At 60.2% G+C, this 23,242-nt stretch carries 18 protein-coding genes; 13 read left to right on the top strand and 5 right to left on the bottom strand.

Annotated elements, in window-relative coordinates:
* Nucleotides 1-51 precede the first annotated feature (51 nt).
* Entirely contained in the window at nt 52-1,059 is a 1,008-nt protein-coding gene (locus EKL02_RS13020) for an alpha/beta fold hydrolase (RefSeq protein ID WP_128902448.1), read from the top strand.
* A gap of 17 nt (nt 1,060-1,076) precedes the next feature.
* Here EKL02_RS13020 and EKL02_RS13015 read toward each other — a convergent pair whose 3' ends face one another.
* Together EKL02_RS13015 and EKL02_RS13010 are read right to left on the bottom strand one after the other, a co-directional pair.
* Entirely contained in the window at nt 1,077-3,470 is a 2,394-nt protein-coding gene (locus EKL02_RS13015) for a TonB-dependent receptor (protein ID WP_128902447.1), read from the bottom strand.
* Nucleotides 3,471-3,510: 40 nt separating this feature from the next.
* On the bottom strand, nt 3,511-5,415 hold the full coding sequence (locus EKL02_RS13010; RefSeq protein WP_128902446.1) for a sigma-54-dependent Fis family transcriptional regulator: 1,905 nt from the start codon (nt 5,413-5,415) through the stop codon (nt 3,511-3,513).
* Between the two features lie 276 nt (nt 5,416-5,691).
* On the opposite strand from EKL02_RS13010, the gene pedF reads away from it, so the two are divergent.
* From pedF to EKL02_RS12965, 9 genes are all read left to right on the top strand, one after another.
* Nucleotides 5,692-6,165: a cytochrome c-550 PedF gene (gene pedF / locus EKL02_RS13005; protein ID WP_128902445.1), complete on the top strand. Its 474-nt coding sequence runs from the start codon at nt 5,692-5,694 to the stop codon at nt 6,163-6,165.
* Nucleotides 6,166-6,241: 76 nt separating this feature from the next.
* Nucleotides 6,242-7,072 carry a transporter substrate-binding domain-containing protein gene (locus tag EKL02_RS13000; protein WP_241687711.1) on the top strand — a complete coding sequence of 277 codons (831 nt, stop codon included), beginning with the start codon at nt 6,242-6,244 and terminating at the stop codon, nt 7,070-7,072.
* Between the two features lie 360 nt (nt 7,073-7,432).
* Nucleotides 7,433-8,953 carry an aldehyde dehydrogenase gene (gene adh / locus EKL02_RS12995; RefSeq protein ID WP_128902444.1) on the top strand — a complete coding sequence of 507 codons (1,521 nt, stop codon included), beginning with the start codon at nt 7,433-7,435 and terminating at the stop codon, nt 8,951-8,953.
* Between the two features lie 127 nt (nt 8,954-9,080).
* Nucleotides 9,081-9,473, top strand: coding sequence for a DUF779 domain-containing protein (locus EKL02_RS12990; RefSeq protein ID WP_128902443.1), 393 nt, complete (start codon nt 9,081-9,083; stop codon nt 9,471-9,473).
* Nucleotides 9,474-9,579: 106 nt separating this feature from the next.
* Complete coding sequence (gene acs, locus EKL02_RS12985) at nt 9,580-11,562, top strand: acetate--CoA ligase (RefSeq protein WP_128902442.1); 1,983 nt, start codon at nt 9,580-9,582, stop codon at nt 11,560-11,562.
* Between the two features lie 32 nt (nt 11,563-11,594).
* Nucleotides 11,595-11,789, top strand: coding sequence for a hypothetical protein (locus EKL02_RS12980; protein WP_128902441.1), 195 nt, complete (start codon nt 11,595-11,597; stop codon nt 11,787-11,789).
* A 78-nt stretch (nt 11,790-11,867) separates the two neighbouring features.
* A complete protein-coding gene (locus EKL02_RS12975) occupies nt 11,868-13,226 on the top strand; it encodes a DUF3422 domain-containing protein (protein ID WP_128902440.1) in 1,359 nt (452 codons plus the stop codon).
* Between the two features lie 18 nt (nt 13,227-13,244).
* Nucleotides 13,245-14,747 carry a methyl-accepting chemotaxis protein gene (locus EKL02_RS12970; protein ID WP_128902439.1) on the top strand — a complete coding sequence of 501 codons (1,503 nt, stop codon included), beginning with the start codon at nt 13,245-13,247 and terminating at the stop codon, nt 14,745-14,747.
* A gap of 305 nt (nt 14,748-15,052) precedes the next feature.
* Nucleotides 15,053-15,880, top strand: coding sequence for an EAL domain-containing protein (locus tag EKL02_RS12965; protein ID WP_164932019.1), 828 nt, complete (start codon nt 15,053-15,055; stop codon nt 15,878-15,880).
* Here the strand turns inward: EKL02_RS12965 and EKL02_RS12960 are convergent.
* Both EKL02_RS12960 and EKL02_RS12955 read right to left on the bottom strand, forming a co-directional pair.
* Nucleotides 15,852-17,870, bottom strand: coding sequence for a sigma-54-dependent Fis family transcriptional regulator (locus EKL02_RS12960; RefSeq protein ID WP_128902437.1), 2,019 nt, complete (start codon nt 17,868-17,870; stop codon nt 15,852-15,854). The genes EKL02_RS12965 and EKL02_RS12960 overlap by 29 nt on opposite strands.
* Before the next feature lie 128 nt (nt 17,871-17,998).
* Nucleotides 17,999-18,790: a helix-turn-helix transcriptional regulator gene (locus EKL02_RS12955; protein ID WP_128902436.1), complete on the bottom strand. Its 792-nt coding sequence runs from the start codon at nt 18,788-18,790 to the stop codon at nt 17,999-18,001.
* A gap of 103 nt (nt 18,791-18,893) precedes the next feature.
* On the opposite strand from EKL02_RS12955, the gene EKL02_RS12950 reads away from it, so the two are divergent.
* Both EKL02_RS12950 and rraA read left to right on the top strand, forming a co-directional pair.
* Nucleotides 18,894-20,135 carry an MFS transporter gene (locus EKL02_RS12950; protein ID WP_128902435.1) on the top strand — a complete coding sequence of 414 codons (1,242 nt, stop codon included), beginning with the start codon at nt 18,894-18,896 and terminating at the stop codon, nt 20,133-20,135.
* 47 nt (nt 20,136-20,182) lie between these two features.
* Nucleotides 20,183-20,677, top strand: coding sequence for a ribonuclease E activity regulator RraA (gene rraA, locus EKL02_RS12945; RefSeq protein ID WP_128902434.1), 495 nt, complete (start codon nt 20,183-20,185; stop codon nt 20,675-20,677).
* Between the two features lie 22 nt (nt 20,678-20,699).
* Here the strand turns inward: rraA and EKL02_RS12940 are convergent, their stop codons facing one another.
* Nucleotides 20,700-21,416 (bottom strand): Crp/Fnr family transcriptional regulator, encoded by a 717-nt coding sequence (locus tag EKL02_RS12940; RefSeq protein WP_128902433.1) that lies wholly within the window; start codon nt 21,414-21,416, stop codon nt 20,700-20,702.
* 385 nt (nt 21,417-21,801) lie between these two features.
* Between EKL02_RS12940 and aceA the strand changes: the two genes are divergently transcribed.
* Nucleotides 21,802-23,118, top strand: a complete 1,317-nt coding sequence (gene aceA, locus EKL02_RS12935; protein WP_128902432.1) for an isocitrate lyase — start codon at nt 21,802-21,804, stop codon at nt 23,116-23,118.
* Nucleotides 23,119-23,242 lie beyond the last annotated feature (124 nt).

Genomic DNA, 23,242 nt, shown 5'->3' with positions numbered 1-23,242 from the left:
TTCTTGATTGCTTACGGCTGAATGACTTCTTGACCTCAACTGCTCGCAACCATGCCTATCAACGCAAATTCCATGCCGGCGCACATCAGGGCGCCATTTTGCGAAAGCCATATCGCGGTCGGCGGTGGCCATCGCCTGTATTGCGCCCAATATGGCGAACCGGGCGCGCCGGCGGCCGTGGTGCTGCATGGCGGCCCCGGCAGCGGTTGCAAGCCGGCGATGCTGGACTGGTTCGACCTGTCGCGCCAGCGCGTGGTGCTGCTCGATCAGCGCGGCGCCGGCAAGAGTGTGCCGCTGGGCGAAACCGCGCACAATCACACCGCGCACCTGGTTGAAGATATCGAACAGGTGCGCGTTCACCTGCGCATTCCGCGCTGGCTGGTGGTGGGCGGATCATGGGGCGCGACGCTCGGGTTGAGTTATGCCGGGCGCTATCCGGCGGCCGTGCACGGGCTGGTGCTGCGCGGTGCATTTCTGGCAAGCGCACGCGAGGTCCACCGTTTTTTTCAGTCCCTGCAAGCTGAAGTGCCTGATGCCTGGGCTCGCCTTACGGCCGGCTGGTCCGTGGCGCAACAGCGCAATGTGCTCCAATCTCTGACAGGCCTGTTACAAAACGGAACATGTGAACAGCGCAATGATGCAGCCCGCCGCTGGCACGATTATGAAGAAGCGATCATGCGCCGGATGATGGCTTCGGCTGCGCAAACGGGACAACTCGCGAATTCACGGACGGTGCCTGGCGGCCTAGGATCGACGCCGCCGGAAAGCGTTTTGGCGCAGACGATTACGAAGTACCGCTTGCAGGCGCATTACCTGTCGCAAGCCTGTTTCACCAGCGAACGCGCGCTGTTTCGATGCGCGCGACGCACTGCGCATATCCCGACCATCCTGATCCATGGCACGCATGATCTGGTCTGCCCGCCTGAAAATGCGCAACGCCTGAAGCGCTTCATGCCGCATGCCGACTTGCGCTGGGTGCAGGATGGCACGCATACGCCGGCCGACCCGAAGGTCCTCGCGGCGCTGCGCCTGGCAATCAGGGATGTGATGCAGAAGTAAGCGGGTATGCGCGGCGCCTAAAAGTGGTAACGCATGCCGACCTTGATCGAGCGCGGCGCACCGGGGGCGACGAAGCGGGCGTCGCCGGCGTCTTGTGCTGCTACATGCGGCTGCAGTAGTTGACCGTCGGGGAACATGTCTGCGCCGATCGCGCCATAGGTTTCATACTTGCGGTTGAATACATTCTGGACGCGCGCAAACAGTTCAAGTTGCTTGCTGCTGCGGTAACTGCCGCGCAGGTTGAAAACGGCATGCCCGCGGATGCGCCAGTCGGCAGTTTTCGGTGTGGCGCCTGCTTTCGGGTCGGTGCGCAAGCCATCTTCGTTGCCCTGCGTCGTCAGCGATGACACTGCGACCATTTCGCCGCCCAGCAGCCACGCCGGCGCCGGCTTCCAGTCCAGCGCAAGTTTCAGCGTATGGCGCGGCAAGCCGGCGATTGGCGTGCCAGGCACGACATTGATGGTGCGCTCGCCCGCAAACAGGCGGCCATTTGCATCGTAGGTGGCGTCGAGCAGGCTGTAATTCGCTTGCAGCGTGAACGCCTTCCACTCTTTGCGCGCCGAAAGATCCAGGCCCTGGTGGCGGGTGCGATCGAAGTTGGCAAAGTAGCCCAGTTGGGTCGAGCCGGCGCGCAGGAACAGGATATCGTCGCGGTTGATTGCGCGGTACAGCGAGGCCGACAGCGTCGCGCCGCCGGCTTGCCAGCGCACGCCAGCCTCGACGGTGCGTGACACCACCTGCTTCAGGTAAGGGTCCGACTGCAAGCCGGTGGGCAGGACGCACGCTTGCAGCGGATCGGCGCAGCCGAGCTCGATCACGGTTGGCACCCTGTTGCTTTGCGACACCCCGCCAAACACGGTCAAGCCGGGCGACAGCTTGTGCGTCAGGCCGATGGCCGGATTGAGCTTGCTGTAATTGAAAGTCTCCTTCGGCTGCAGGCCGTTCTGGCCCGTCAGCGTATTGGAGACGCGGGCGTGGTTCCAGCGCGCCGATGCCGTCAGGTGGGTCGCCGGCGCCAGCTGCCAGGTATCGGTGGCGTACAGTCCGAACGCCTGTGAACTGCCGGTGACGGACGACGACGCCACTTCCGGCGCCAGCGCGTCCGGCTGTACGCCGCGACCGGCGTCGAACCAGGCGTCTTGCCGGGTTTGCGCGAAACTGACGCGGCTCTGGTCGAGGCTGGCGCCGACAGCGAATTGATGGCGCCCGGTCTGGCGCGACAGGTTCAGGGCCAGGCCGGCGCTGGTCTGGCGGGTATGCGTGCGGTTCAATACCGCATTGTGCTGCGCCGCCCCTTGCGCCGCGGTAAAGCCGCAGTCGTCCGGCTCTGCCGCGCTGCCGTCGGCATTGAAGCCGTCTTCGCAATCTTCCGCATACGCTTCGTAATCGCCGTTGACGTCGCCGTTGAGCGTGTCGCGCCGGCTGCGGCGCACATAGGCCAGCGCCGACAGTTCGGTGTCATCATCGATCCAGTGACGCAGGTTGAAGGCTGCCTGCTGCAGTCGGTTGCGGGTTTGATCCGGGTGGGTGTAGGCCGCGCGCCGGTCGCTTTCATACAAGCCGTTCGCCAGCGTGCCATTGGCCCAGCGGTAGCTCGGCAAGAGGCCGTTGCCGATCAGCTTGCTTTCGCCATGCAGTGCCGAGATATCCCATTGGGTCTGGCCCGAATCGCGGCCGACCTTGGCGTACAGGTTGCCCATGCGTCCGGCCGAATGCTCGCGCCAGCCATTTTCGTCGAACAGGGTGGTGGCGACGAAGGCGTGCATGCCATTGTCGAAGCGCGCCCCGTAGCCGGCGTCGATGCGCTTTCTGGCATTACTGCCGTAGGAGATTTCGGCTTCCATGCCGGGATGGGTCCGGCCCGACTTGGTAGTGAAAGCCAGCGCGCCACCCAGCGTATTAAAGCCATACAAGGGGTTCGACCCCGGCACCAGCGTCAGGTCGGCGATCGCCGCCTCCGGCAGCATGTCCCAGTTGACCACGTCGCCGAACGGCTCGTTGACGCGCACGCCGTCGAGGTACACCGACAGGCCCTGGGCCGAGCCGAGGATCGGCGAAGCGCGAAAGCCGCGGAAGGTGATGTCGTTCTGAAACGGACTGCCCTGGACTTCGTTGACGTTGACGCCGGTCAGGCTGGTCGCCATGAAGTCGATCAGGTTGCCCGCCTGCGCCTGGCGCAGCGCGCCGGCGGACGCGGTCTGCACCGGATACGGCAGCAGGTCGCGTTCAATCCCGATTCCCGGCCCAGACATCTTTGCCACGACTGCGATCGGCGCCAGGGTGGTTTCAGGTCGCGCCGCAGGCTCGCCTGTCTGCGCCATTGCAGGAACACAGAGGACGGCGGCAAGCAGGGGCGGCGTACAGGCAGTGGCGTGCCGGCGCCGTGATCGCGGCAGGGTAGAGTGGGGCATCAGATGTCTCCGGAGATTTTAGTATTTGTGGTATTGACGTTTATTGCTGCGGGATCTTGCGGTAAATCTTGTTGCGGGAAACCCCCAGCGCGCGCGCGGTGGCTGAAATATTGCCGCCGTGCGCTGCCAGGGCTTTCTGGATCAGCGATATTTCGACATCGTCGAGCGTGGCCGATGCCGGCATCGGCGCGTATACCTCTGCGCCGATCCGAGTGCTTTGCGTGCTCTCGCCTTGCCGCACTGCGTCGATATCGTCCAGGAAGTCGTCCGGCAAGTGCTCGCGACGGATTTCGCGGTCATCGCCGACCATGACGATGGCGGTGCGCAGCAAATTGGTCAGCTGGCGGCAGTTGCCGGGCCAGTTGTGCCGCTTGAATAACTGCAATACCTCGGCCGACACGGTGCACTGCATGCCATCGGCTTCCGAGACGATCAAGCGCTGGACCACCACTTCCAGGTCGCTGCGCTCGCGCAAGGGCGGCAGTTTCACGACCAAGCCGTTCAGGCGGTAGTACAAGTCTTCGCGAAACACGCCGGCGGATATCAGTTCGCGCAGGTTGCGGTGCGTGGCGCAGATCAGCGCTACGTTGACGGGGATCGAACGGCTGCTGCCCAGCGGCGTCACCATGCGCTCCTGCAGCACGCGCAAGAGGCGCGCCTGCAGGCTCAGGGGCATGTCGCCGATTTCATCCAGGAACAGCGTGCCGCCATTGGCTTGCAGGATCTTGCCGACGCTGCCTTTCTTGCGGGCGCCGGTGAAGGCGCCGTCTTCATAGCCGAACAACTCCGATTCAATCAGCGTCTCGGGAATCGAGGCGCAATTGACGGCAACGAAGGGGCTGTTTGCGCGCGGCGAATCATTGTGGATGGCTTGCGCCAGCAATTCCTTGCCGGTGCCGGTTTCGCCGGTGACCAGGATCGCGATATCGCGTCCGAGCACTTTGTTCACTTTCTCGATCAGGGCGGCGATCTGGGCATCGCCGGTATTGAGGTAATGCAGGCTCGACAGGCGGCGTGTCGCCTGCTGGTCGACGCGCTGTGCAGCCTGTGCCTGCGGCGGTGCGCTGCGCTCGGATGCGCCAGCGGGCAACGGCTCTGCCTGAAAGAACATGTTCGCCCGATGCAATTGTGCACGCGCATAGACCCGAACCCCGCTATGCATGCACAAGTTCAGCAAGCCCGGAGAGGCGGTGCGGTAATGGTCGAACAGGGCTGACACCGGCAAGCCGAACAGCGAACTGAAGGTATGCATCTTCAGCGAGTTGAGAGGCAAGCCGAGCTGGAACAGGCCGCAGCGGTTGGCTGACAAAAAGCGCCCGCCCTGGGTAAAGGCGGCGATGCCCTCCATCAGAGTGCCGATGAATTCCGGCCGGCTATGGAAACGCAGCGTGATAGCGTCCGAAAAGGCGGCGGAAAACATCTGGTTTTCGATCATCTGCGCCGACATGCGCACCAGCCCCATGGTGTGCTTGTGAAAGCTGTTCTGGTCGCCGGTGACGTCGAGTACGCCGATCACGCTGCCTTCCGAATCGAAGATCGGCGCTGCTGAGCAGGTCAGGAAATGATTGGCAATCAGATAATGCTCGTTGGCGTGGACCTGGGCCGGCGCCTGTTCGGCGATGGCAGTGCCGATCGCATTGGTGCCCTTGCTCTGTTCCGACCAGGCCACCCCCGGCTGCAGCGCGACCCGGTTGGCTTTCTCCAGGAAATCGTCATCGCCCAGCGTATGCACGATCAGGCCGTGCGCATCCGTCAGGATGACCATGTTGTGGGTGTTGATGATTTGCTCATACAAGGTTTCCATCACCGGCAGCGCATGCGTGTGCAAGATCCGGTTTTGCTCGATGGCCAGCGTCAGGTCGGTGCGGTTCACCGGGCTGAAGTCGGGAATGGCGCTCTCGGTAAGGCCGTAAGCGATGGAACGTTCGCGGGATTCTTTTATCATGGTGGCGCCTGCTCCAAACACGGTTCATAACAAGCGCTAATTCGCACAAACCATGCCACCCGGTAAAAAAGCGCTGAACCACCAGTGCCGGCGCGATTTTTAGCCTGTCCGGCCGTTTTCGCCGTTGGCTGTTTCATTTTTTGCGATTGTTGTGCTCGCAAATGCAACACCTGTTCCAAAACGAATCAATGCCCGGGTGCCAAGCTGCCTAAAACGCTTGGCATGGCAATTGCACAGATGCCTCCAGTCATTTCAAAACCAATAGGAGGAGTCATCATGAATCTCGCAAAACGCATCATCGCCATCAGTTCCATCTTTGCCGCCCTGGGCGCGGTAACGCTGCCGGCCGCCGCGCATGGCGACGTCACGCCGCAGGCAGTCGACACCAAGTCGTTGCCGAAGCTGGGCGACAAGTGGGCCGCTGAAAATCCCTATCGGGGCAATACCGAAGCAGTCCGGATCGGCACCTCGGCGTACACCCAGAACTGCGCGCGCTGCCACGGGCTGGAGGCGATTTCCGGCGGGATCGCCCCCGACCTGCGCTTGCTCGACCGCGACTGCATGGGACAAAAAAACGAGGCCAAAAAGCAGGCGTGCTTCAAGGAGAACGATGCCTATTTCGCCAGCTCGGTCCGTCAGGGCAAGGTACGCAACGGCGCGGTATACATGCCGCCGTTCGAGGGCACGTTGAGCCAGGAAGCGGTGTGGGCGCTGAAGGCCTACCTGGAAACGCGTCGCGCAACCAAGTAAGCCTGCAAGGCGGGGAAATCCCCCGTCTCAGCAATGTGCCCGCCACAGGCGGGTGCCCAACGCATTGGAGACAAGCATGCCCAAGTTCTTTTTTCGCAGCATGGCTGCGTTGATGGTCATTTTCCTGGCATGGTCGCTGGCACTGCCAGCTCATGCCGACATGGAAAAAATCCGCCAGTCGGGTACCTTGAAAGTGGCGGTCTACGACGACCTGGTGCCATTTTCGGCCGGTGGCCGCGGCATCGATATCGAGCTGGCGGAGGCGCTGGCAAAGAAGCTGGGGTTGAAGCTGGCGCTGCTGCCATTTCCGGCCGGTGAAAATCTCGGCGACGATTTGCGCAACATGGTGTGGAAGGGGCATTACCTTGGCTACGGTCCGGCCGACGTGCTGCTGCATGTGCCGGTGGACCGGCACCTGATTGCAGAAAATCCGAAGGTGGAAATTTTTGCGCCGTATTACCGCGACGCGGTGCAGCTGGTGCGCCGCGTGGCGACCGTGCCCAGCTACGACGGCCTGGCGTCGCTCGCCGGAAAAAAAATCGGCGTCGAAAAGATTTCAATCTCGGCCGTCGTGCTGCTGGGCGAGGATGGCGGCAAGTACCGCGAGCAAGTCCGGATCTATCCGACTGCCGCCGAGGCACTGGCGCAACTCCAGGCCGGCGCCCTTGACGCAGTATTGGCCAACCGTTCGGAAATTGAATCGGCGGTGGGGCGCGACCCGAATTATCAAGTCCACGATGTAAGCTTCCCGCGCTTGCCGCGGCAGGGCTGGGTGGTTGGCATGGCGGTGAAAAAAGACCAGGCCGAGCTGGCCAGGCTGCTGCAGGCCGCAAGCGATGAACTGACGGCGTCCGGCGAACTGGCAAAGATATTTTCGAAGCATGGCGTGGCGGCGATCAGGCCCTGACATTCCACTTCCCTTCCGCAAATGCAGGCACTGTGCGACGCGCGTCGCCGGGCCTGCATTTTTTCTATATGCAATTGCTGGCGTGATTGCGGCATCCCTCGACCTTTGCATGACCAGGGTAGTGGACAGTTGCTACAAATTGGTACACCTGGCCGATCCTGTTGTTCATAAAAAAACAAAACGGCACGCTGCGCGGCTGCGGCCAACAATCGGGCGCTGTCGGCAAGACCTCGGCGCGGCGCGGGTTTGCGGGGGATTTGCAGGGATTTGGCAAGCTGGCACGCCGATTGCGAAAGAGGAAGGTGTTAGCAGCACCTGTTCCAATCAACGTGTAGTTCCAATAAATCTTAGGAGGCAGAAATGAATTTGGCAGACATCAGCAAGCTGGGGATCAAGAACCCGTTCAAGCAACGCTACGACAATTACATCGGCGGCAAATTCGTGGCGCCGGTCAAGGGTGAGTACTTCCCGAACATCACGCCGATCACCGGCCAGCCGTTTTGCGAAATCGCCCGCTCCACCGCCGAGGATATCGAACTGGCGCTGGACGCTGCCCACGCTGCCCGCGCTGCCTGGGGCAAGACTTCGCTCACCGAGCGCGCCAACATCCTCAACAAGATGGCCGACCGCATGGAAGCGAACCTGGAATTGATCGCCACCGCCGAGACCATCGACAATGGCAAGCCCATCCGCGAAACCATGGCGGCCGACATCCCGCTGGCGATCGACCATTTCCGCTACTTCGCCGGCTGCATCCGCGCCCAGGAAGGCAGCGTGGCGCAGATCGATTCGGAAACCTATGCCTACCACTTCCACGAGCCCCTCGGCGTGGTCGGCCAGATCATTCCCTGGAATTTCCCCATCCTGATGGCGGTGTGGAAGCTGGCGCCTGCGCTGGCCGCCGGCAATTGCGTGGTCTTGAAACCGGCCGAGCAAACGCCGGCCTCGATCCTGGTGCTGATCGAACTGATCGGCGACCTGCTGCCGCCGGGCGTGCTCAACATCGTCAACGGCTTTGGCCTGGAAGCGGGCAAGCCGCTGGCCACCAGCAAGCGCATCGCCAAGATCGCCTTCACGGGCGAAACCGGCACCGGCCGCCTGATCATGCAATACGCCGCGCAAAACATCATCCCGGTGACGCTGGAGCTGGGCGGCAAATCGCCCAACATCTTCTTCGCCGACATCATGGATGCCGATGACGATTACTTCGACAAGTGCCTGGAAGGCTTTGCGATGTTTGCCCTGAACCAGGGTGAAGTCTGCACCTGCCCGTCGCGCGTGCTGGTACAGGAATCGATCTACGAGAAATTCATGGAACGCGCCATTGCGCGGGTAGCCGCCATCAAGCAGGGCAACCCGCTCGACAGCAGCACCATGATCGGCGCCCAGGCCTCCAATGAACAGATGGAAAAGATCCTGTCGTACATGGACATCGGCCGCCAGGAAGGCGCCGAGGTGCTGATCGGCGGCGAGCAGAACAAGCTTGCGGGCGACCTGGCCGGCGGCTACTACGTCAAGCCGACGGTCTTTGCCGGCAACAACAAGATGCGCATCTTCCAGGAAGAGATCTTTGGGCCGGTGGTATCGGTGACCACCTTCAAGGATGAAGCCGAGGCGCTGGCGATTGCCAACGATACGCTGTACGGCCTGGGCGCCGGCTTGTGGACCCGTGACGGTTCGCGCGCCTTCCGCGTTGGCCGCGCCATCCAGGCGGGGCGCGTGTGGACCAACTGCTACCACCTGTATCCGGCGCATGCGGCCTTCGGCGGCTACAAGCAATCAGGCATTGGCCGCGAGACGCACAAGATGATGCTGGAACACTATCAGCAAACCAAGAATCTGCTGGTCAGCTATAGCCCGAAGGCGCTGGGCTTTTTCTAAACACTGAAATGGTGTGAAACGGTAGGGCGCGCCTTGTCACAAGCAGGGCGTGCTGCTACTCAATCGCATGAGGTGCCCGCTGCGGCGCGGCGGGATAACTTATTTCGTTCATGTTGCCAAAAATATCATGTCAAGCACACACATTCCACGCGTAATTGCAACGCAGGCTGCGCTCGATTTCATTTCCATGCTGCGGCAAATGCACGGGCCATTGATGTTCTTTCAATCGGGCGGATGCTGCGATGGCAGCGCGCCGCAATGCTATTCGGTTGGTGAATTCAATGTCAGCACGACCGATGTCTATCTCGGAGACCTGGACGGCGCCAAGTTTTACATTGGATCGGACCAGTTCGAATACTGGAAGCACACACAACTCATCATTGACGTCGTCGATGGCAATGGCGGCATGTTTGCGCTCGATAACGGCACCGGCAAACGCTTTTTGACCCGCTCGCGCTTGTTTACCGATCAGGAAAACCGGCAACTGGCGGAAGCGGCGAATCTGATACTGATCGGATGACGGCAAGAAAAATCTGCTCATCCTGGTTTGCCCGGGGGATGAACGTGGATGCCGAGCATGTTTTTTATTTTTACGTATAACAACATAAGTAGTGCAGGAGAAGACGATGCCCCAGATTGACAACGCGCAGCAGGAAAGCCGGGTATTCAACCCGCCGGCGGCGCTGGTAAAAGATGCCGCGATATCCGGCATGGACGCGTACCGCGCCCTGTGCGCCGAGGCCGAGCAGGACTATGCCGGTTTCTGGGGCCGGCTCGCCCGCGAAAACCTCGACTGGCACAAGCCTTTCACGCAAACCCTGGATGAATCGGCTGCGCCGTTCTACAAGTGGTTCGGCGATGGCGAACTGAATGTTTCGTACAATTGCCTCGACCGCAACCTGGCCAATGGCAATGCCGACAAGACCGCGGTGATCTTCGAAGCCGATGGCGGCGACGTCACCCGGGTGACGTACCGCGAATTGCACCAGCGCGTCTGCAAGCTTGCCAATGGCTTGAAGTCGCTGGGCATCCGGAAGGGCGACCGCGTCGTCATCTACATGCCCATGTCGGTCGAAGGCATTGCCGCCATGCAGGCGTGCGCGCGCATCGGCGCCACCCACTCGGTGGTGTTCGGCGGCTTTTCCGCCAAGTCCCTGCAGGAACGCATCATCGATGCCGGCGCAGTGGCCGTGATCACCGCCGACGAGCAGCTGCGCGGCGGCAAGCAACTGCCCCTGAAAGCCATCGTCGATGAAGCGCTGGGCCTGGGCGGTTGCGACTCCATCAAAAATGTCATCGTCTATCGCCGCACCGGCGGCAATATCGCGTTCAACGCCGGGCGCGACCTATGGCTGCACGAGCTGGTGGCCGACCAGGCCGAGGCGTGCGAGCCGGAATGGGTCGATGCCGAGCATCCGCTGTTCATCCTCTATACCTCGGGCTCCACCGGCAAGCCCAAGGGCGTGCAGCATTCTTCCGGCGGCTACCTGCTGTGGGCCGCCTTGTCGATGAAATGGACCTTCGACATCAAGCCGGCCGACATCTTCTGGTGCACCGCCGACATCGGCTGGGTCACCGGCCACACCTACATCACCTATGGCCCCCTGGCCGTGGGCGCCACGCAAGTGGTCTTCGAAGGCGTGCCGACCTTCCCGAACGCCGGGCGTTTCTGGGACATGATCGCGCGCCACAAGGTGAGCATTTTCTATACCGCGCCCACGGCCATCCGCTCGCTGATCAAGGCGGCCGATGCCGATGCCGCTATCCATCCCTCGAAGTACGACTTGTCTTCCCTGCGCATCCTGGGCTCGGTGGGCGAGCCCATCAACCCGGAAGCGTGGATGTGGTACTACAAGCACATCGGCCGCGAGCAATGCCCGATTGTCGACACGTTCTGGCAAACCGAGACTGGCGGCCACATGATTTCGCCCTTGCCGGGGGCAACACCCATGGTGCCGGGTTCCTGCACGCTGCCCTTGCCGGGGATCATGGCGGCCATCGTCGACGAGACGGGCAATGAGCTGCCCAATGGCCAGGGCGGCATCCTGGTGGTCAAGCGGCCCTGGCCCTCGATGATCCGCACGATCTGGAATGACCCGGAACGCTTCAAGAAGAGTTATTTCCCGGAAGAGTTTGCCGGCAAGCTGTACCTGGCGGGCGACGGGGCGATCCGCAACAAGGACACGGGGTATTTCACCATCACCGGGCGCATCGACGATGTGCTGAATGTCTCGGGTCACCGCATGGGGACCATGGAAATCGAGTCGGCCCTGGTGGCGCATCCGCTGGTGGCGGAAGCCGCGGTGGTGGGCAAGCCGGATGAAACCACGGGCGAGGCGATCTGCGCCTTCGTGGTGCTGAAGCGCAGTCGCCCGACCGGTGAAGAGGCCAGGCAGATTGCCAAGGAATTGCGCGACTGGGTGGGCAAGGAAATCGGCCCGATCGCCAAGCCCAAGGAACTGCGGTTTGGCGACAACCTGCCCAAGACGCGCTCGGGCAAGATCATGCGGCGGCTGTTGCGCGTCCTGGCCAAGGGCGACGATATCACCCAGGATATCTCGACCCTGGAGAACCCGGCCATCCTGGAACAGTTGAAGCAGGCCCAGTAAGCAACCCGTGTGTGGAAGAGGATGAACTGATCATGAAATCCTACATCGATGAAGCCGCGGCCTGCCCGAAGCCGGCCCTCGGCAGCAGCGGCGAAATCAAGCGGCCGACCAAAGAACAGGTGCGGAGCTGGATGGCCGAGCGCCTGGCCCGGCCGGTCCCGCTGCCTTCGCTGGAGCAGATCCGGCGCGATCTTGGCTGGACGGTGGCAGAAGCGCTGGAAGCTTAAAAGCCACGGGTGCAATTGAAGCGTTTTGCCTGAGATTTTGCAGATCCATGGCGGCCCGCATTTTTTCAGGAATTAATCATGTCGACGGTATATTCAGGCCTCAATCACGCATTGCGTGAACCACTTGCGGCCGAAGCGCATTCGCGGCCTTCCATGCGCCTGCAGGCGCCGGAGTGCCTGACGCACCTGGCGGTGTATGCCGGCGAAGATGCCGGCGCCACCGGTGGCAACGCGGCTGCGCAACATGCATTGCTGATAGCGCTATGCGGGCATTTTGGCGTGGCAGGGCCCGCCGCCAATGCCAGGCATTATTTTCACGATTTTGGCCACTTTCGGCTCAAGTGGGAATGCCATACCGAGTTTGCGACTTACACTTTCGCAGAACGATTTGACCATGGTCTGCTGCAGGCTGCGGCATTCCAGAAAATGCCGGTAGCCTATGTGCCGAAAAAATGGCTGGCCAGCCTCCAGGGGAAAACCATGGTGGCGGCGCATCTGGTGCTGGCTTCCATGGATTCTTCGGTGGAAGATTGTGCTGCCGAGGCGCCGGACGTATTTGAAGGCGTGCTGCTGGTTGGCAGCCATGTCTTGCAAGGCGCCCGGGTATGGACGGATTTCCTGATTCAGTCAGACGGTTTTTCGCGCTTTGTCGTGCAGGACTTTGGCTTGCGAGAACAGGAGGCTGGGCTATTGGTGCAGCGCGTGCTGGAAATTGAAACCTATCGGATGATGGCCTTGCTCGGACTGCCGCATGCGCAGCGCGCAATTCCAGCCTTGAATGCCATCGAGGGAGAGTTAGCGCAACTCACATCTGCCATGGTTGACACTGACGCGGCGATTGCCGATACTCTCGCCTGTGCGCTATCCGACAGTACTGATGTTGAGCAATCCTTACTTCGTCAAATCACCGGGCTTGCTGCACGCATGGAAAAACTATCGCTCAATAACAGTTATCGTTTTTCTGCCTCGCAGGCTTATGTGCGATTAGTGCATGCCAGAATCGAGGAAATGCGGGAGGCGCGTATCGAAGGCGTGCCCACGCTGGCGGAATTCATGGATCGGCGCCTGGCGCCAGCCATGAATACCTGCGCCTCGACTGCGCAGCGGCAGGAAGCATTGGCTGAACGGATCGCGCATACGAATGACTTGTTGCGCACGCGCGTGGGCATCGTCCAGGAGCAGCAGAACCGGAAGATTTTGCAATCGCTTAACCGGCGCGCCGAGCAGCAATTGCGCCTGCAACAGGCAGTGGAAGGATTGTCCGTCGTGGCAATTACCTATTACCTGGCCGGCTTGTTGAACTATGTTGGCAAGGCAGCCAAGACGGCAGGCTGGCCGGTCAGCCCCGACCTTGCCACGGGGGTCCTGGTACCCGCAATCGCTGCAGGCGTCTGGCTGGGGCTGTGCCGGATGCGCAGGAAGTTGCACGGAACGTGAATTGTGATTTTGAATAGAATGAAATTTGCAAATTTGGGCATCAGCGCCCGTCTTGCCATCAGCTTTGGCATCATGCTGTCGGGCCTTGTTGGCCTGTTGATCTTTTCAGTGAAAAACGTCGCCGTCGCATACGGTGACGTGGCCGCGATGTCGCTGCTTGGCCTGGGGCTCGTCATGCTGCTGGCGGGCGTCGTTGTTGCATGGTGGAGTTACCGCGGCATCGTGCAACCCTTGCGGGATGTCACTGCGGTCGCCAGGCGCATGGCAACCGGCGACTTGAGCTTGTCATTTGCCGCCGGGTCCGACAATGAGCTGGGAGAATTGCAACGCTCCCTGCAAGAGATCAATGAACGCATGTTCAAGATCACGGCGAAAATTCGCAATGGCACGATTGCCGTTGGCGGCACTTCAAACGCCATCACCAGCGACAATAGCGCCTTGTCGGCACGTTCCGAATTACAGGCAAGCGCGCTGCAGCAAACCGTGTCATCGCTTGAAAGAATGACGTTAACCGTCAGTCAGAATGCCGATAATGCCCACAAGGCCGACACGCTGGTAACGACCGCGAAAAATTCTGCGGGCAAGGGCGAACAGGTCGTGGGCGACGTGATCCATACCATGGGCGCGATCAGTGAAAGTGCCAGGACCATCGCGACAATTATTGGCGTGATCGACAGCATCGCCTTCCAGACCAATATCCTCGCATTGAATGCGGCAGTGGAAGCGGCCCGCGCCGGCGAACAGGGGCGTGGTTTCGCGGTCGTGGCCAGCGAGGTGCGCGCCCTGGCACAACGCTCGGCTTCCGCAGCGCGCGAGATTGCCTTGCTGATCAGCGATTCGGTGGAAAAGGTGGAATCCGGCGAGAAGCTGGTGGAAGACGCCGGCCAGACCATGCGCGAAATCGCCGCCAGTGTGAATCGGGTCGCCGCCTTGATGAGCGAAATCAGTGCCGCCAGCGCCGAGCAAAGCGCCGGCATTGTCGAACTCAACAGCGCCGTGGTGCAGATCGGTGGCATGGCCCGGCAAAATGCCGGCCTGGTCGAGGTGGCGACACGTACTGCCGTCAGCTTGCACGAACAGGCAGTGTCGCTGTCGCAGGCGGTATCGATCTATAACCTTGGCGAGCGGGAATATGCCAACGCCGATGAGGCCAGGGAAATGGTCGAATCCGGCGTGGCCTTTGTGCGCAGCCATGGCAGAAATGCCTTTGTCGACGATGTCTGCAAACAGGAAAAGAGCCAGTTCATCGATCGCGACATGTACCTGAGCGTCTATGACCTCGATTACCTATTCGTCGCCAATGGCGCCAATCCGCGCCTGGTCGGGGTCGATGGCAAGGGCCTTAAGGACAGCGACGGCAAGCTGTTTGTCGTCGATATCGTCAATATGGCCAAAAGCAAAGGCAATGGCTGGGTCGACTACAAGTGGCCGCATCCATTGACCAAGGAAATCCAGTCCAAGTCGGTGTATCTGGAAAAGGTGGATGACCTGGTTATCTCCTGCGGCTTTTATCGCCATTGATGGCCCAGGTCGCCGTGTTCCTCGATGTGACAGTCGCTCCAGATTGGAGCAGATGCTTTGTACATTCCTGAAAAAATACTACGTCACCGGCGCTGATTCAGCGGAAAACAAGTGATTCTCATTCTTTTTCCCTTAAACAGCGCCGTATCGTACGACTTGATCGGCTGGCATGCCGATTGCGAATAAACAGTCGAACTCTTGATGGAAGAGTGGGTAAGCCGAAACTCCCGCCAGCATGCAAATGTGAGTAGTGCAGTGGTGTCATGGCATGTCATTAGGTAACAAACATTGAGGCGGGATTCACTGTGGAAAATTCTTCAAATCATCAATGGTCAAGGCGGGATTTGCTGGCAGCAATTCAGGCCAGGCAGTTCGTGCCTTACTTCCAGCCCAAAATCGATCTTGTTACGGGGCGTCCAGTGTCTTGCGAGACGCTGGCGCGCTGGGTACATCCTGTCCTCGGTATCTTGCCTCCCAGCCAGTTCATCGAGTTGATGGAGCAGATGGACCTGATCGATCAATTGACCGATTGCTTGCTGCACCAGTTGCTGGCGTGCGCGCAGGATATCAGCGAATGCAACGCGGATATTGGATTTGCGATCAATATCTCGCCGATCACCCTGGGGAAACCGCATATGGCAAGCCGTATCTGTTCGCTGGTGAATTCCTATGGCGTTGCTTGCGAGCGCATCACGATTGAAGTGACGGAAACCGCCTGCGCAGACGATTTCGCCGGCCTGCTTGCTTCGCTGGTTCGCTTGCGCATGCAAGGGTTTGGTATTTCCGCGGATGATTTTGGCGTCGGTTATTCCTCCTTGCAGGAACTGAACCGCATGCCGTTTACGGAAATTAAGATTGACCGCATGTTTGTGGGCGGCGTGGCGAATAACCGCAAATCGCAAGCCATCCTGGAGTTCGTCGTGCAGCTGGCCGATCGGTTGCATATGCGCACCGTCGCAGAAGGCATCGAAACAAGGGGCGAGCTGGAGTTTGTCCAGTCATTGGGCTGCAGCCAGGGACAGGGATTTTATCTGGGCAGTCCGATGCCGTATGAGGATTTGCAGGATTACCTGGTGACGTTTGCCGCGCCTGAAATGGCAGGCTTCACTGATCTTCAATATTGCCGAGGGTAGCGCTCTTGCGATAGATGGTGTTGCGCGATACGCCCAGTGCGCGGGCAGTGGCCGATACATTGCCGCCATGCGCTTCGAGGGTTTTCTGGATCAGCGACAATTCGACATCTTCCAGCCTGCCTCCTGCTGCACCGAGGATTGGCGCAGCGGCCTGGTTTTGCGCTTGGGCTTCTGCTTGTGCCACCGCGATATCGTCCAGAAAATCGTCCGGCAAATGCTCGTAGCGGATTTCATGATCGTCGTCCGTCATCAGCATTGCCGTGCGCAGCAAATTGATCAACTGGCGCAGGTTGCCTGGCCACTTGTGCTGCTTGAACAACTGCATGATTGGCGGGGCAACGGTGTAACAGGCCCCGCCAGTGTCATGGGAAAGCAGCTTTTGAATTACAAGGTCTAGGTCGGTGCGTTCGCGCAGCGGCGGCAGCTTGACCACAAGGCCGTTCAGGCGGTAATACAGATCTTCGCGAAATGCGTTTCTGGCGATCAGGTCGCGCAGGTTGCGGTGCGTGGCGCAGATCAGCGCCACGTTCACCGGAATGGATTTGCTGCTGCCCAGCGGCGTCACCATGCGCTCCTGCAGCACGCGCAAGAGGCGCGCCTGCAGGCTCAGGGGCATGTCGCCGATTTCATCCAGGAAGAGCGTGCCGCCATTGGCTTGCAGGATCTTGCCGACGCTGCCTTTCTTGCGCGCGCCGGTGAAGGCGCCGTCTTCATAGCCGAACAACTCGGATTCGATCAGCGTCTCGGGAATCGAGGCGCAATTGACGGCGATGAAGGGGCTGTTTGCGCGCGGCGAATCATTGTGGATGGCTTGGGCCAGCAATTCTTTGCCGGTGCCGGTTTCGCCGGTGACCAGGATCGCGATATCGCGCCCAATCACTTTCTGGAGCTTGGCAATCAGCGCCGCAATTTGCGGATCGCCCGTGTTCAGGTCCGCCAGGCCGGAGCGGTGCCGGGCGCCTTGTGCCAGGGCCTGCACGACGGGCATTGGCTGGGGGGCGCGTTCATTACTGGTAACGTGCTGGAACACCGGGTTCGGCACGCGCATTTCTGCCTTTGCATACACGCGTACGCCGCTGTGCAGGCACAAGCTGAGCACGCCCGGTGCGGCGGTGCGGTAATGGTCAAACAGGGCCGACACCGGCAAGCCGAACAGCGAGCTGAAGGTATGGGTCTTTAATGCATTCAGCGAAAGGCCGAGCTGGAACAGGCCGCAGCGATTGGCAGCTAAAAAGCGCCCGCCCGGCGTGAAGGAAGCAATGCCTTCCATCAGGGTGCCGATGAATTCCGGCCGGCTGTGAAAGTGCAGGGTAATGGCGTCCTGGAAAGCACTGGAAAACACCTGGTTTTCGATCATTTGCGCCGACATGCGTACCAGCGCCATTGTGTGCTTATGATAACTATGTTGCTCGCCTGATACGTCCAGTACGCCGATGACCTCGCCGTTCGGATCGAAGATCGGTGCTGCAGAACAGGTCAGAAAGTGATGGGCTGACAAGAAATGCTGATTGGCGTGGACCAATACCGCTGACTGTTCGGCAATCGCGGTGCCGATAGCATTGGTGCCCTTACTTTGCTCCGACCAGGGCACACCTGGCTGCAAGGCGACCTTGTCCGCTTTCTCCAGGAAATCATCATCCCCCAGCGTATGCACGATGACGCCGTTGGCATCCGTCAGGAGCACCATGTTGTGGGTGTTGATGATTTGCTCGTACAAGGTTTCCATGACTGGCAACGCATGCGCGCTCAACACCCGGTTTTTTTCAGTAATCGAGGACAAGTCACCACGGCAGACGGGACTGAAGTCTGGCGTGAGGTTTTCGTTTAATCCATATCCTGCCGAACGCTGATGCGATTCTTCAATGATCTTGTCATAGCTGTTTGGCGAAAACTGGACGCCAGACGGCGCTGTCGATTGTTCAACTAAAACACGGGTTTTCCCGGATGTCTGGTCCGTGAATTTTTGATCACCTTTGGCAATCTGTCTCATATTCAGCCTCTCATCATTCTTGGAAGAATGAAGTGTCTTTTTCAGACAATTTAATAATGTGGCACTGCTTCATAATAGCGCAATGGTGCGCAATTTCGCACTGTTAATGGGCGATCGGCAAAAGAATTTTAGTGCTGTTTTTTGGTAAAGAATTTCGATGGCGCATGGCCAAAAGTCTTCTTGAACATGGCTGAAAATGCTGACTGACTGGCATAACCGAGTTCTGCAGCCACCCGCGACATCGGCACGCCGCGCGTAATCATTGCTGCGGCGTGGGCCAGGCGCATTTGCCGGCGCCATTGCCCGAAGCTCATGCCCAGTTCCTGTTCGAACAGCCTGGCCAGGGTGCGTTCGGATGCGCCCACCCGGCGCGCGCCTTCTTCGAGCGTGGCAAATGCCGACGGCGTATCGATCAGCAGGCGGCACAACGCGCGCAGCCGCTTGTCATTGGGCAGCGCTATGCGTATTGGCAACGTGGTGGCATTGCCCAGTTCATCCAGGAGCAGCGCCGACAACAATGCCTCGCGTGGCGAATTGCCGTCGGTCAGTTCCAGCGCAACGATCAGTTCGCGAAGCAGCGCCGACACGTCGATCACCTGGCATTGCTCCTCTGTAAAAGGCGCGGCTCCGGCATGCACATAGATGGCCCGCAGCTTGGCCATTTCCAGGGTGACGACTTCATGGATGACATCCGGCGGGATCCAGATCGCCCGCAAGGGCGGCACGATCCAGCTGCTGTCGGCAGCCGTGACCCGGATCACGCCTTCCAGGGCATAGGTGACCTGGCCCCAGCCGTGGCGATGCGCGGCCAGCGTTTCCGAGGCTGCCAGGTTGCGCGCGACCATTCTGACCGGACGCCTGGCGCTGGGCGCAATTCCGGGCAAGTGGAGTCGGGTGTGGGTGACGGGCGGGTTGGACATGGTGGAAGGGATGGCTTTAATTCGATAAAAAATGTCATGTTATCTTAAAACAGACGCGCAAAATTTCCCTACACTTGCCCCATCTTCACTTCACTATCTCAACATGACAGCCATTGCCGCTCCCTCGTTGCGCCAGGATGCCCAGGTGATTGCCCTGGTCGGCGTCGCCCACGGCGTATCGCATTTCTTCCACCTGATCCTGGCGCCGCTGTTTCCCTGGCTGAAGCAGGCATTCGACTTGTCGTATGCCGAGCTGGGATTGCTCATGACCGTCTTTTTTGTGGTGTCTGGCATCGGCCAGGCAGTGGCTGGTTTCGTGGTCGACCGGGTGGGGGCCCGCGCCGTCCTGTTTTCCGGCATGGCGCTGCTGGGCCTGTCGGCGCTGGCGCTGGCAACGGCGCAAAACTACCCGATGCTGCTGGCCGGCTCGATGCTGGCCGGGCTGGGCAATAGCGTGTTCCACCCTGCCGACTTTACCCTGCTGAACAAGCGGGTGTCCGCCGGCCGCCTCGGCCATGCATTTTCGGTGCATGGCATTTCGGGCAACCTGGGGTGGGCTGCCGCACCGGTTTTCCTGGCGGGTATTGCCGGCATTGCCGGATGGCGCACGGCGCTGGTGGCCGCTGCCTTCGTGCCATTTGCCTGGCTGGCGGTGCTGTTGGCCTACCGCGGCATCCTCGCAACGGAGCACGGCCAGGCCGCGGCTGCCGGCAAGCATGCCGGCGCGCCGCAGCAAGAGGGCGGGGCGCTCGCCTTTATCCGCCTGCCGGCAGTCTGGATGTGCTTTGCCTTTTTCTTCATTACCGCCATGGCCCTGGGCGGCATCCAGAGTTTTTCCGCCGCCGGCCTGCGCGACCTGTACAACATGTCGCTGGCCTCGGCCACGGCCGGCCAGACTGCCTATATGCTGGCGTCGGCTGCCGGCATGGTGTGGGGCGGCTTCCTGGCGTCGAAGGCGGCGCGCCATGACCGCACCATTGCCATGGCCTTTGCCGCCTCGGGGCTGTTTTCGCTATTGATCGCTTCAGCGCTTGCGCCGGGCTGGATGGCCGTGCTGCTGATGGGCGCGGTCGGTTTCGGCGCTGGCGTCGCCGGGCCATCGCGCGACTTGCTGATCCGCGCGGCAGCGCCCAAGAATGCCACCGGGCGTGTCTATGGCGTCGTCTATTCCGGCCTCGACATCGGCCTGGCCGCCGGCCCGCTGCTGTTCGGGGCGCTGATGGATGCGCACCATCCGGCGCTGGTATTCGTGCTGATCGGCGTGTTCCAGGTCCTGGCGATCCTGACCGCGGTCAATGTCGGCAGCAATACCGCAAGGCGTGCCGCCGCTGCCCAAGCCGCATGAACTCGCTTACAATTCCCGCATGATCATTTTTTCAATGGGAGAAATCAATGAGTTTTGCCACTTGCGATATCTGCGACGCCAATGAAGACAAGCTGGCCGGCGGCACCCTGGCGGTGCTGCCGCCGGTATTCAAGTCCTTTGGCAAGCGGCCGGCTTTTGCCGGCCCGGCAAGGACGCTGAAGGTATTCGAGGATAATGTGCTGGTGCGCGCAGCCCTGGAAACGCCGGGCGAAGGCCATGTGCTGGTGATCGACGGCGGCGGCAGCCTGCGCTGCGCCCTGGTGGGCGGCAACCTGGGCGTGCTGGCCGAGAAAAACGGCTGGGCCGGCATCCTCGTCAATGGCTGCATCCGCGACTCCGAGGAAATCAATGGCTGCGATATCGGCGTGCGCGCGCTGGCCACGCATCCGCAGCGCAGCATCCGCAAGGGCGTGGGCGACAAGGATTTGCAGGTATCGATTGCCGGCGTGACCGTCAAGCCCGGCGACTGGATCTATGCCGATGCCGACGGTGTGCTGGTATCGGCGGCCAAGCTGGCCTGAGCGGCCTTAATTTCCCTGAACTTCAGACGGCGTCGGACTGGGCTTCTGCTTCCAGCGCGGCGACGTCGATCTGGTAATCGCGGCCATGGGATTCAAGCCGCTTGATCTTGCCTTCCCTGAGGAAGGCATTGATGATGCGGCTCGCGGTTTCCACCGTCATGCCCAGCATCGAGCCGATATCCTCCAGCGTAAACAAGACGGAATTTTCCGGATGGTTGGGGTCGCGCATCTTCAGCAGCAAGCGCGCGATGCGCACCCGCGCCGGGCCGTTTGCCAGCTCGGCAAACCAGTGGTCGGCGTCGGAGAGCGCCGCATGCCATTGCTGCAGCACGCGCCGGTGCAGGGTGGGTGATTCGCGGTCAAGCTTGGCCATGACATCCAGCGGAATGCGGCAAGCCACCACCGGCGTGAGGGGAATGGCATCGTGCTCATACTGCGGATGCACCATGGCTTCCAGGCCCACGGTATTGCCGGGCCTGAGCACGCGCACGATGCGCTGGGTGCCGTCAGGATTGATGCGGTTGAGCTTGACCATGCCGCTGCGGATGTAATAGATGCCATTGACGTCATCGCCCTGCAGGAAGAGGGATGTGCCCGCGGGATACTGCAAGTCGTCAAACGGCGTGTGAATCAGGTCCAGCTCATGAGCCGGCAGGTCGCCGAACAGGGCGCACTCGCCGCCACACTTGTTGCAGTCGGAGCGGCCACGCCAGATTTTCGGGGGGGATGGGTTTTTCATCAAGCTTTCGGGATTCGGCAACAGGCCTTTCGGATCACGCCTGTGCAGCCGGTATTGTAATTGTTTGTGAGGAGACTTGTGGGGAAGCCTTGCGCAGATATTCCTGTTTCGCAGCGCGCTGCGCCATCTTTTCTGTCGCCATTTTTCACAATCCGAATTTGCTTTCTTGTATTGTGAAAAATGCCGTCGTTGAGATGGCACTTTGGTGTTGTAAATTGGCGATTTTTGTTCCGCATTCTGAAACAAAAAATATAAGTAATTGAATTTAAATAGAATAAATTTACTTATATGTCTTATATAAGACCTTGTTGCTCCGCAAGAAAAGGAATATGATTTGCCCAATCAGGTTTCACCTTCATTTTGTAACACCGTTCAACTCAGGAGAATGACAATGGCAACTCGTGAACAGCAAATCGCAGCACTGAAAAAAGACTGGGCAGAAAATCCCCGTTGGGCAAGCGTCAAGCGTAACTACACCGCTGAAGACGTCGTCCGTCTGCGCGGCAGCCTGCAACCCGAGTACACCCTGGCCAAGAACGGCGCAGAAAAGCTCTGGGAAAAAGTCAACGGCGGCGCCAAGAAGGGCTATGTGAACGCCTTCGGCGCGATCACTGCCGGTCAAGCCATGCAACAAGCCAAGGCTGGCCTGGAAGCCGTCTACCTGTCGGGCTGGCAAGTCGCTGCCGACGGCAACACTTCCGAAACCATGTACCCGGATCAATCGCTGTACGCTTACGATTCCGTGCCGACCATGGTTCGCCGCATCAACAACACCTTCAAGCGCGCTGACGAAATCCAGTGGTCGCGTAACATCAACCCGGGCGACGAAGGTTTCGTCGACTACTTCCTGCCGATCGTCGCTGACGCGGAAGCCGGTTTCGGCGGCGTGCTGAACGCTTTCGAACTGATGAAGAACATGATCGCTTCCGGCGCTGCCGGCGTGCACTTCGAAGACCAGCTGGCTGCCGTGAAGAAGTGCGGCCATATGGGCGGCAAGGTGCTGGTTCCGACCCAGGAAGCCATCGAAAAGCTGACCGCTGCACGTTTCGCTGCTGACGTCATGGGCGTGTCGACCATCGTTCTGGCCCGTACCGATGCTGAAGCTGCCAACCTGATCACTTCCGATCACGATGCCAACGACAAGCCATTCCTGACCGGCGAGCGCACCCAGGAAGGTTTCTACCGCGTCAAGAACGGCCTGGAACAAGCCATCAGCCGCGGCGTTGCTTATGCACCGTTCGCTGACCTGGTCTGGTGCGAAACCGGCGTGCCTGACATTGGCTTCGCCCGCGAATTCGCCCAAGCCGTGCACGCTGCCGTGCCGGGCAAGCTGTTGTCGTACAACTGCTCGCCTTCCTTCAACTGGAAGAAGAACCTGAACGACAGCCAGATCGCTTCGTTCCAGGAAGAGCTGTCGGCACTGGGCTACAAGTACCAGTTCATCACCCTGGCTGGTATCCATATCAACTGGTTCAACACCTTCCAGTTCGCCCACGCTTACGCCCGCGGCGAAGGCATGAAGCACTACACCAACATGGTGCAGGAGCCGGAATTCGCAGCACGCGAAAAGGGTTACACCTTTGTGTCGCACCAGCAGGAAGTCGGCGCTGGCTACTTCGACGACGTGACCACCGTGATCCAGGGCGGCACCTCTTCCGTGAAAGCCCTGACCGGCTCGACCGAAGAAGAGCAGTTCCACTAATCTTGCCTCGGGCTTTGCAAGGAGCCTGAAGGACAGATGCAAAAGCCGCCCGGTTCGCCGGGCGGCTTTTTTTGTATTTGCGCCCGTATAATGTGCGCACGAGGGGGCAAGTCCCGATAACAAA

Origin of the sequence: Janthinobacterium sp. 17J80-10 (genome assembly GCF_004114795.1) — a bacterium.
In the GTDB taxonomy this organism is placed as follows: domain Bacteria; phylum Pseudomonadota; class Gammaproteobacteria; order Burkholderiales; family Burkholderiaceae_D; genus Paucimonas.
This window is presented reverse-complemented; position numbering and strand designations above follow the sequence as displayed.

What these genes read in the sequence shown, in the direction of transcription:
- EKL02_RS13020 (WP_128902448.1), top strand. Translation starts at nt 52, where the DNA reads ATGCCTATCAACGCAAATTCCATGCCGGCGCACATCAGGGCGCCATTT.
- EKL02_RS13015 (WP_128902447.1), bottom strand. Translation starts at nt 3,470, where the DNA reads ATGCCCCACTCTACCCTGCCGCGATCACGGCGCCGGCACGCCACTGCC.
- EKL02_RS13010 (WP_128902446.1), bottom strand. Translation starts at nt 5,415, where the DNA reads ATGATAAAAGAATCCCGCGAACGTTCCATCGCTTACGGCCTTACCGAG.
- pedF (WP_128902445.1), top strand. Translation starts at nt 5,692, where the DNA reads ATGAATCTCGCAAAACGCATCATCGCCATCAGTTCCATCTTTGCCGCC.
- EKL02_RS13000 (WP_241687711.1), top strand. Translation starts at nt 6,242, where the DNA reads ATGCCCAAGTTCTTTTTTCGCAGCATGGCTGCGTTGATGGTCATTTTC.
- adh (WP_128902444.1), top strand. Translation starts at nt 7,433, where the DNA reads ATGAATTTGGCAGACATCAGCAAGCTGGGGATCAAGAACCCGTTCAAG.
- EKL02_RS12990 (WP_128902443.1), top strand. Translation starts at nt 9,081, where the DNA reads ATGTCAAGCACACACATTCCACGCGTAATTGCAACGCAGGCTGCGCTC.
- acs (WP_128902442.1), top strand. Translation starts at nt 9,580, where the DNA reads ATGCCCCAGATTGACAACGCGCAGCAGGAAAGCCGGGTATTCAACCCG.
- EKL02_RS12980 (WP_128902441.1), top strand. Translation starts at nt 11,595, where the DNA reads ATGAAATCCTACATCGATGAAGCCGCGGCCTGCCCGAAGCCGGCCCTC.
- EKL02_RS12975 (WP_128902440.1), top strand. Translation starts at nt 11,868, where the DNA reads ATGTCGACGGTATATTCAGGCCTCAATCACGCATTGCGTGAACCACTT.
- EKL02_RS12970 (WP_128902439.1), top strand. Translation starts at nt 13,245, where the DNA reads ATGAAATTTGCAAATTTGGGCATCAGCGCCCGTCTTGCCATCAGCTTT.
- EKL02_RS12960 (WP_128902437.1), bottom strand. Translation starts at nt 17,870, where the DNA reads ATGAGACAGATTGCCAAAGGTGATCAAAAATTCACGGACCAGACATCC.
- EKL02_RS12955 (WP_128902436.1), bottom strand. Translation starts at nt 18,790, where the DNA reads ATGTCCAACCCGCCCGTCACCCACACCCGACTCCACTTGCCCGGAATT.
- EKL02_RS12950 (WP_128902435.1), top strand. Translation starts at nt 18,894, where the DNA reads ATGACAGCCATTGCCGCTCCCTCGTTGCGCCAGGATGCCCAGGTGATT.
- rraA (WP_128902434.1), top strand. Translation starts at nt 20,183, where the DNA reads ATGAGTTTTGCCACTTGCGATATCTGCGACGCCAATGAAGACAAGCTG.
- EKL02_RS12940 (WP_128902433.1), bottom strand. Translation starts at nt 21,416, where the DNA reads ATGAAAAACCCATCCCCCCCGAAAATCTGGCGTGGCCGCTCCGACTGC.
- aceA (WP_128902432.1), top strand. Translation starts at nt 21,802, where the DNA reads ATGACAATGGCAACTCGTGAACAGCAAATCGCAGCACTGAAAAAAGAC.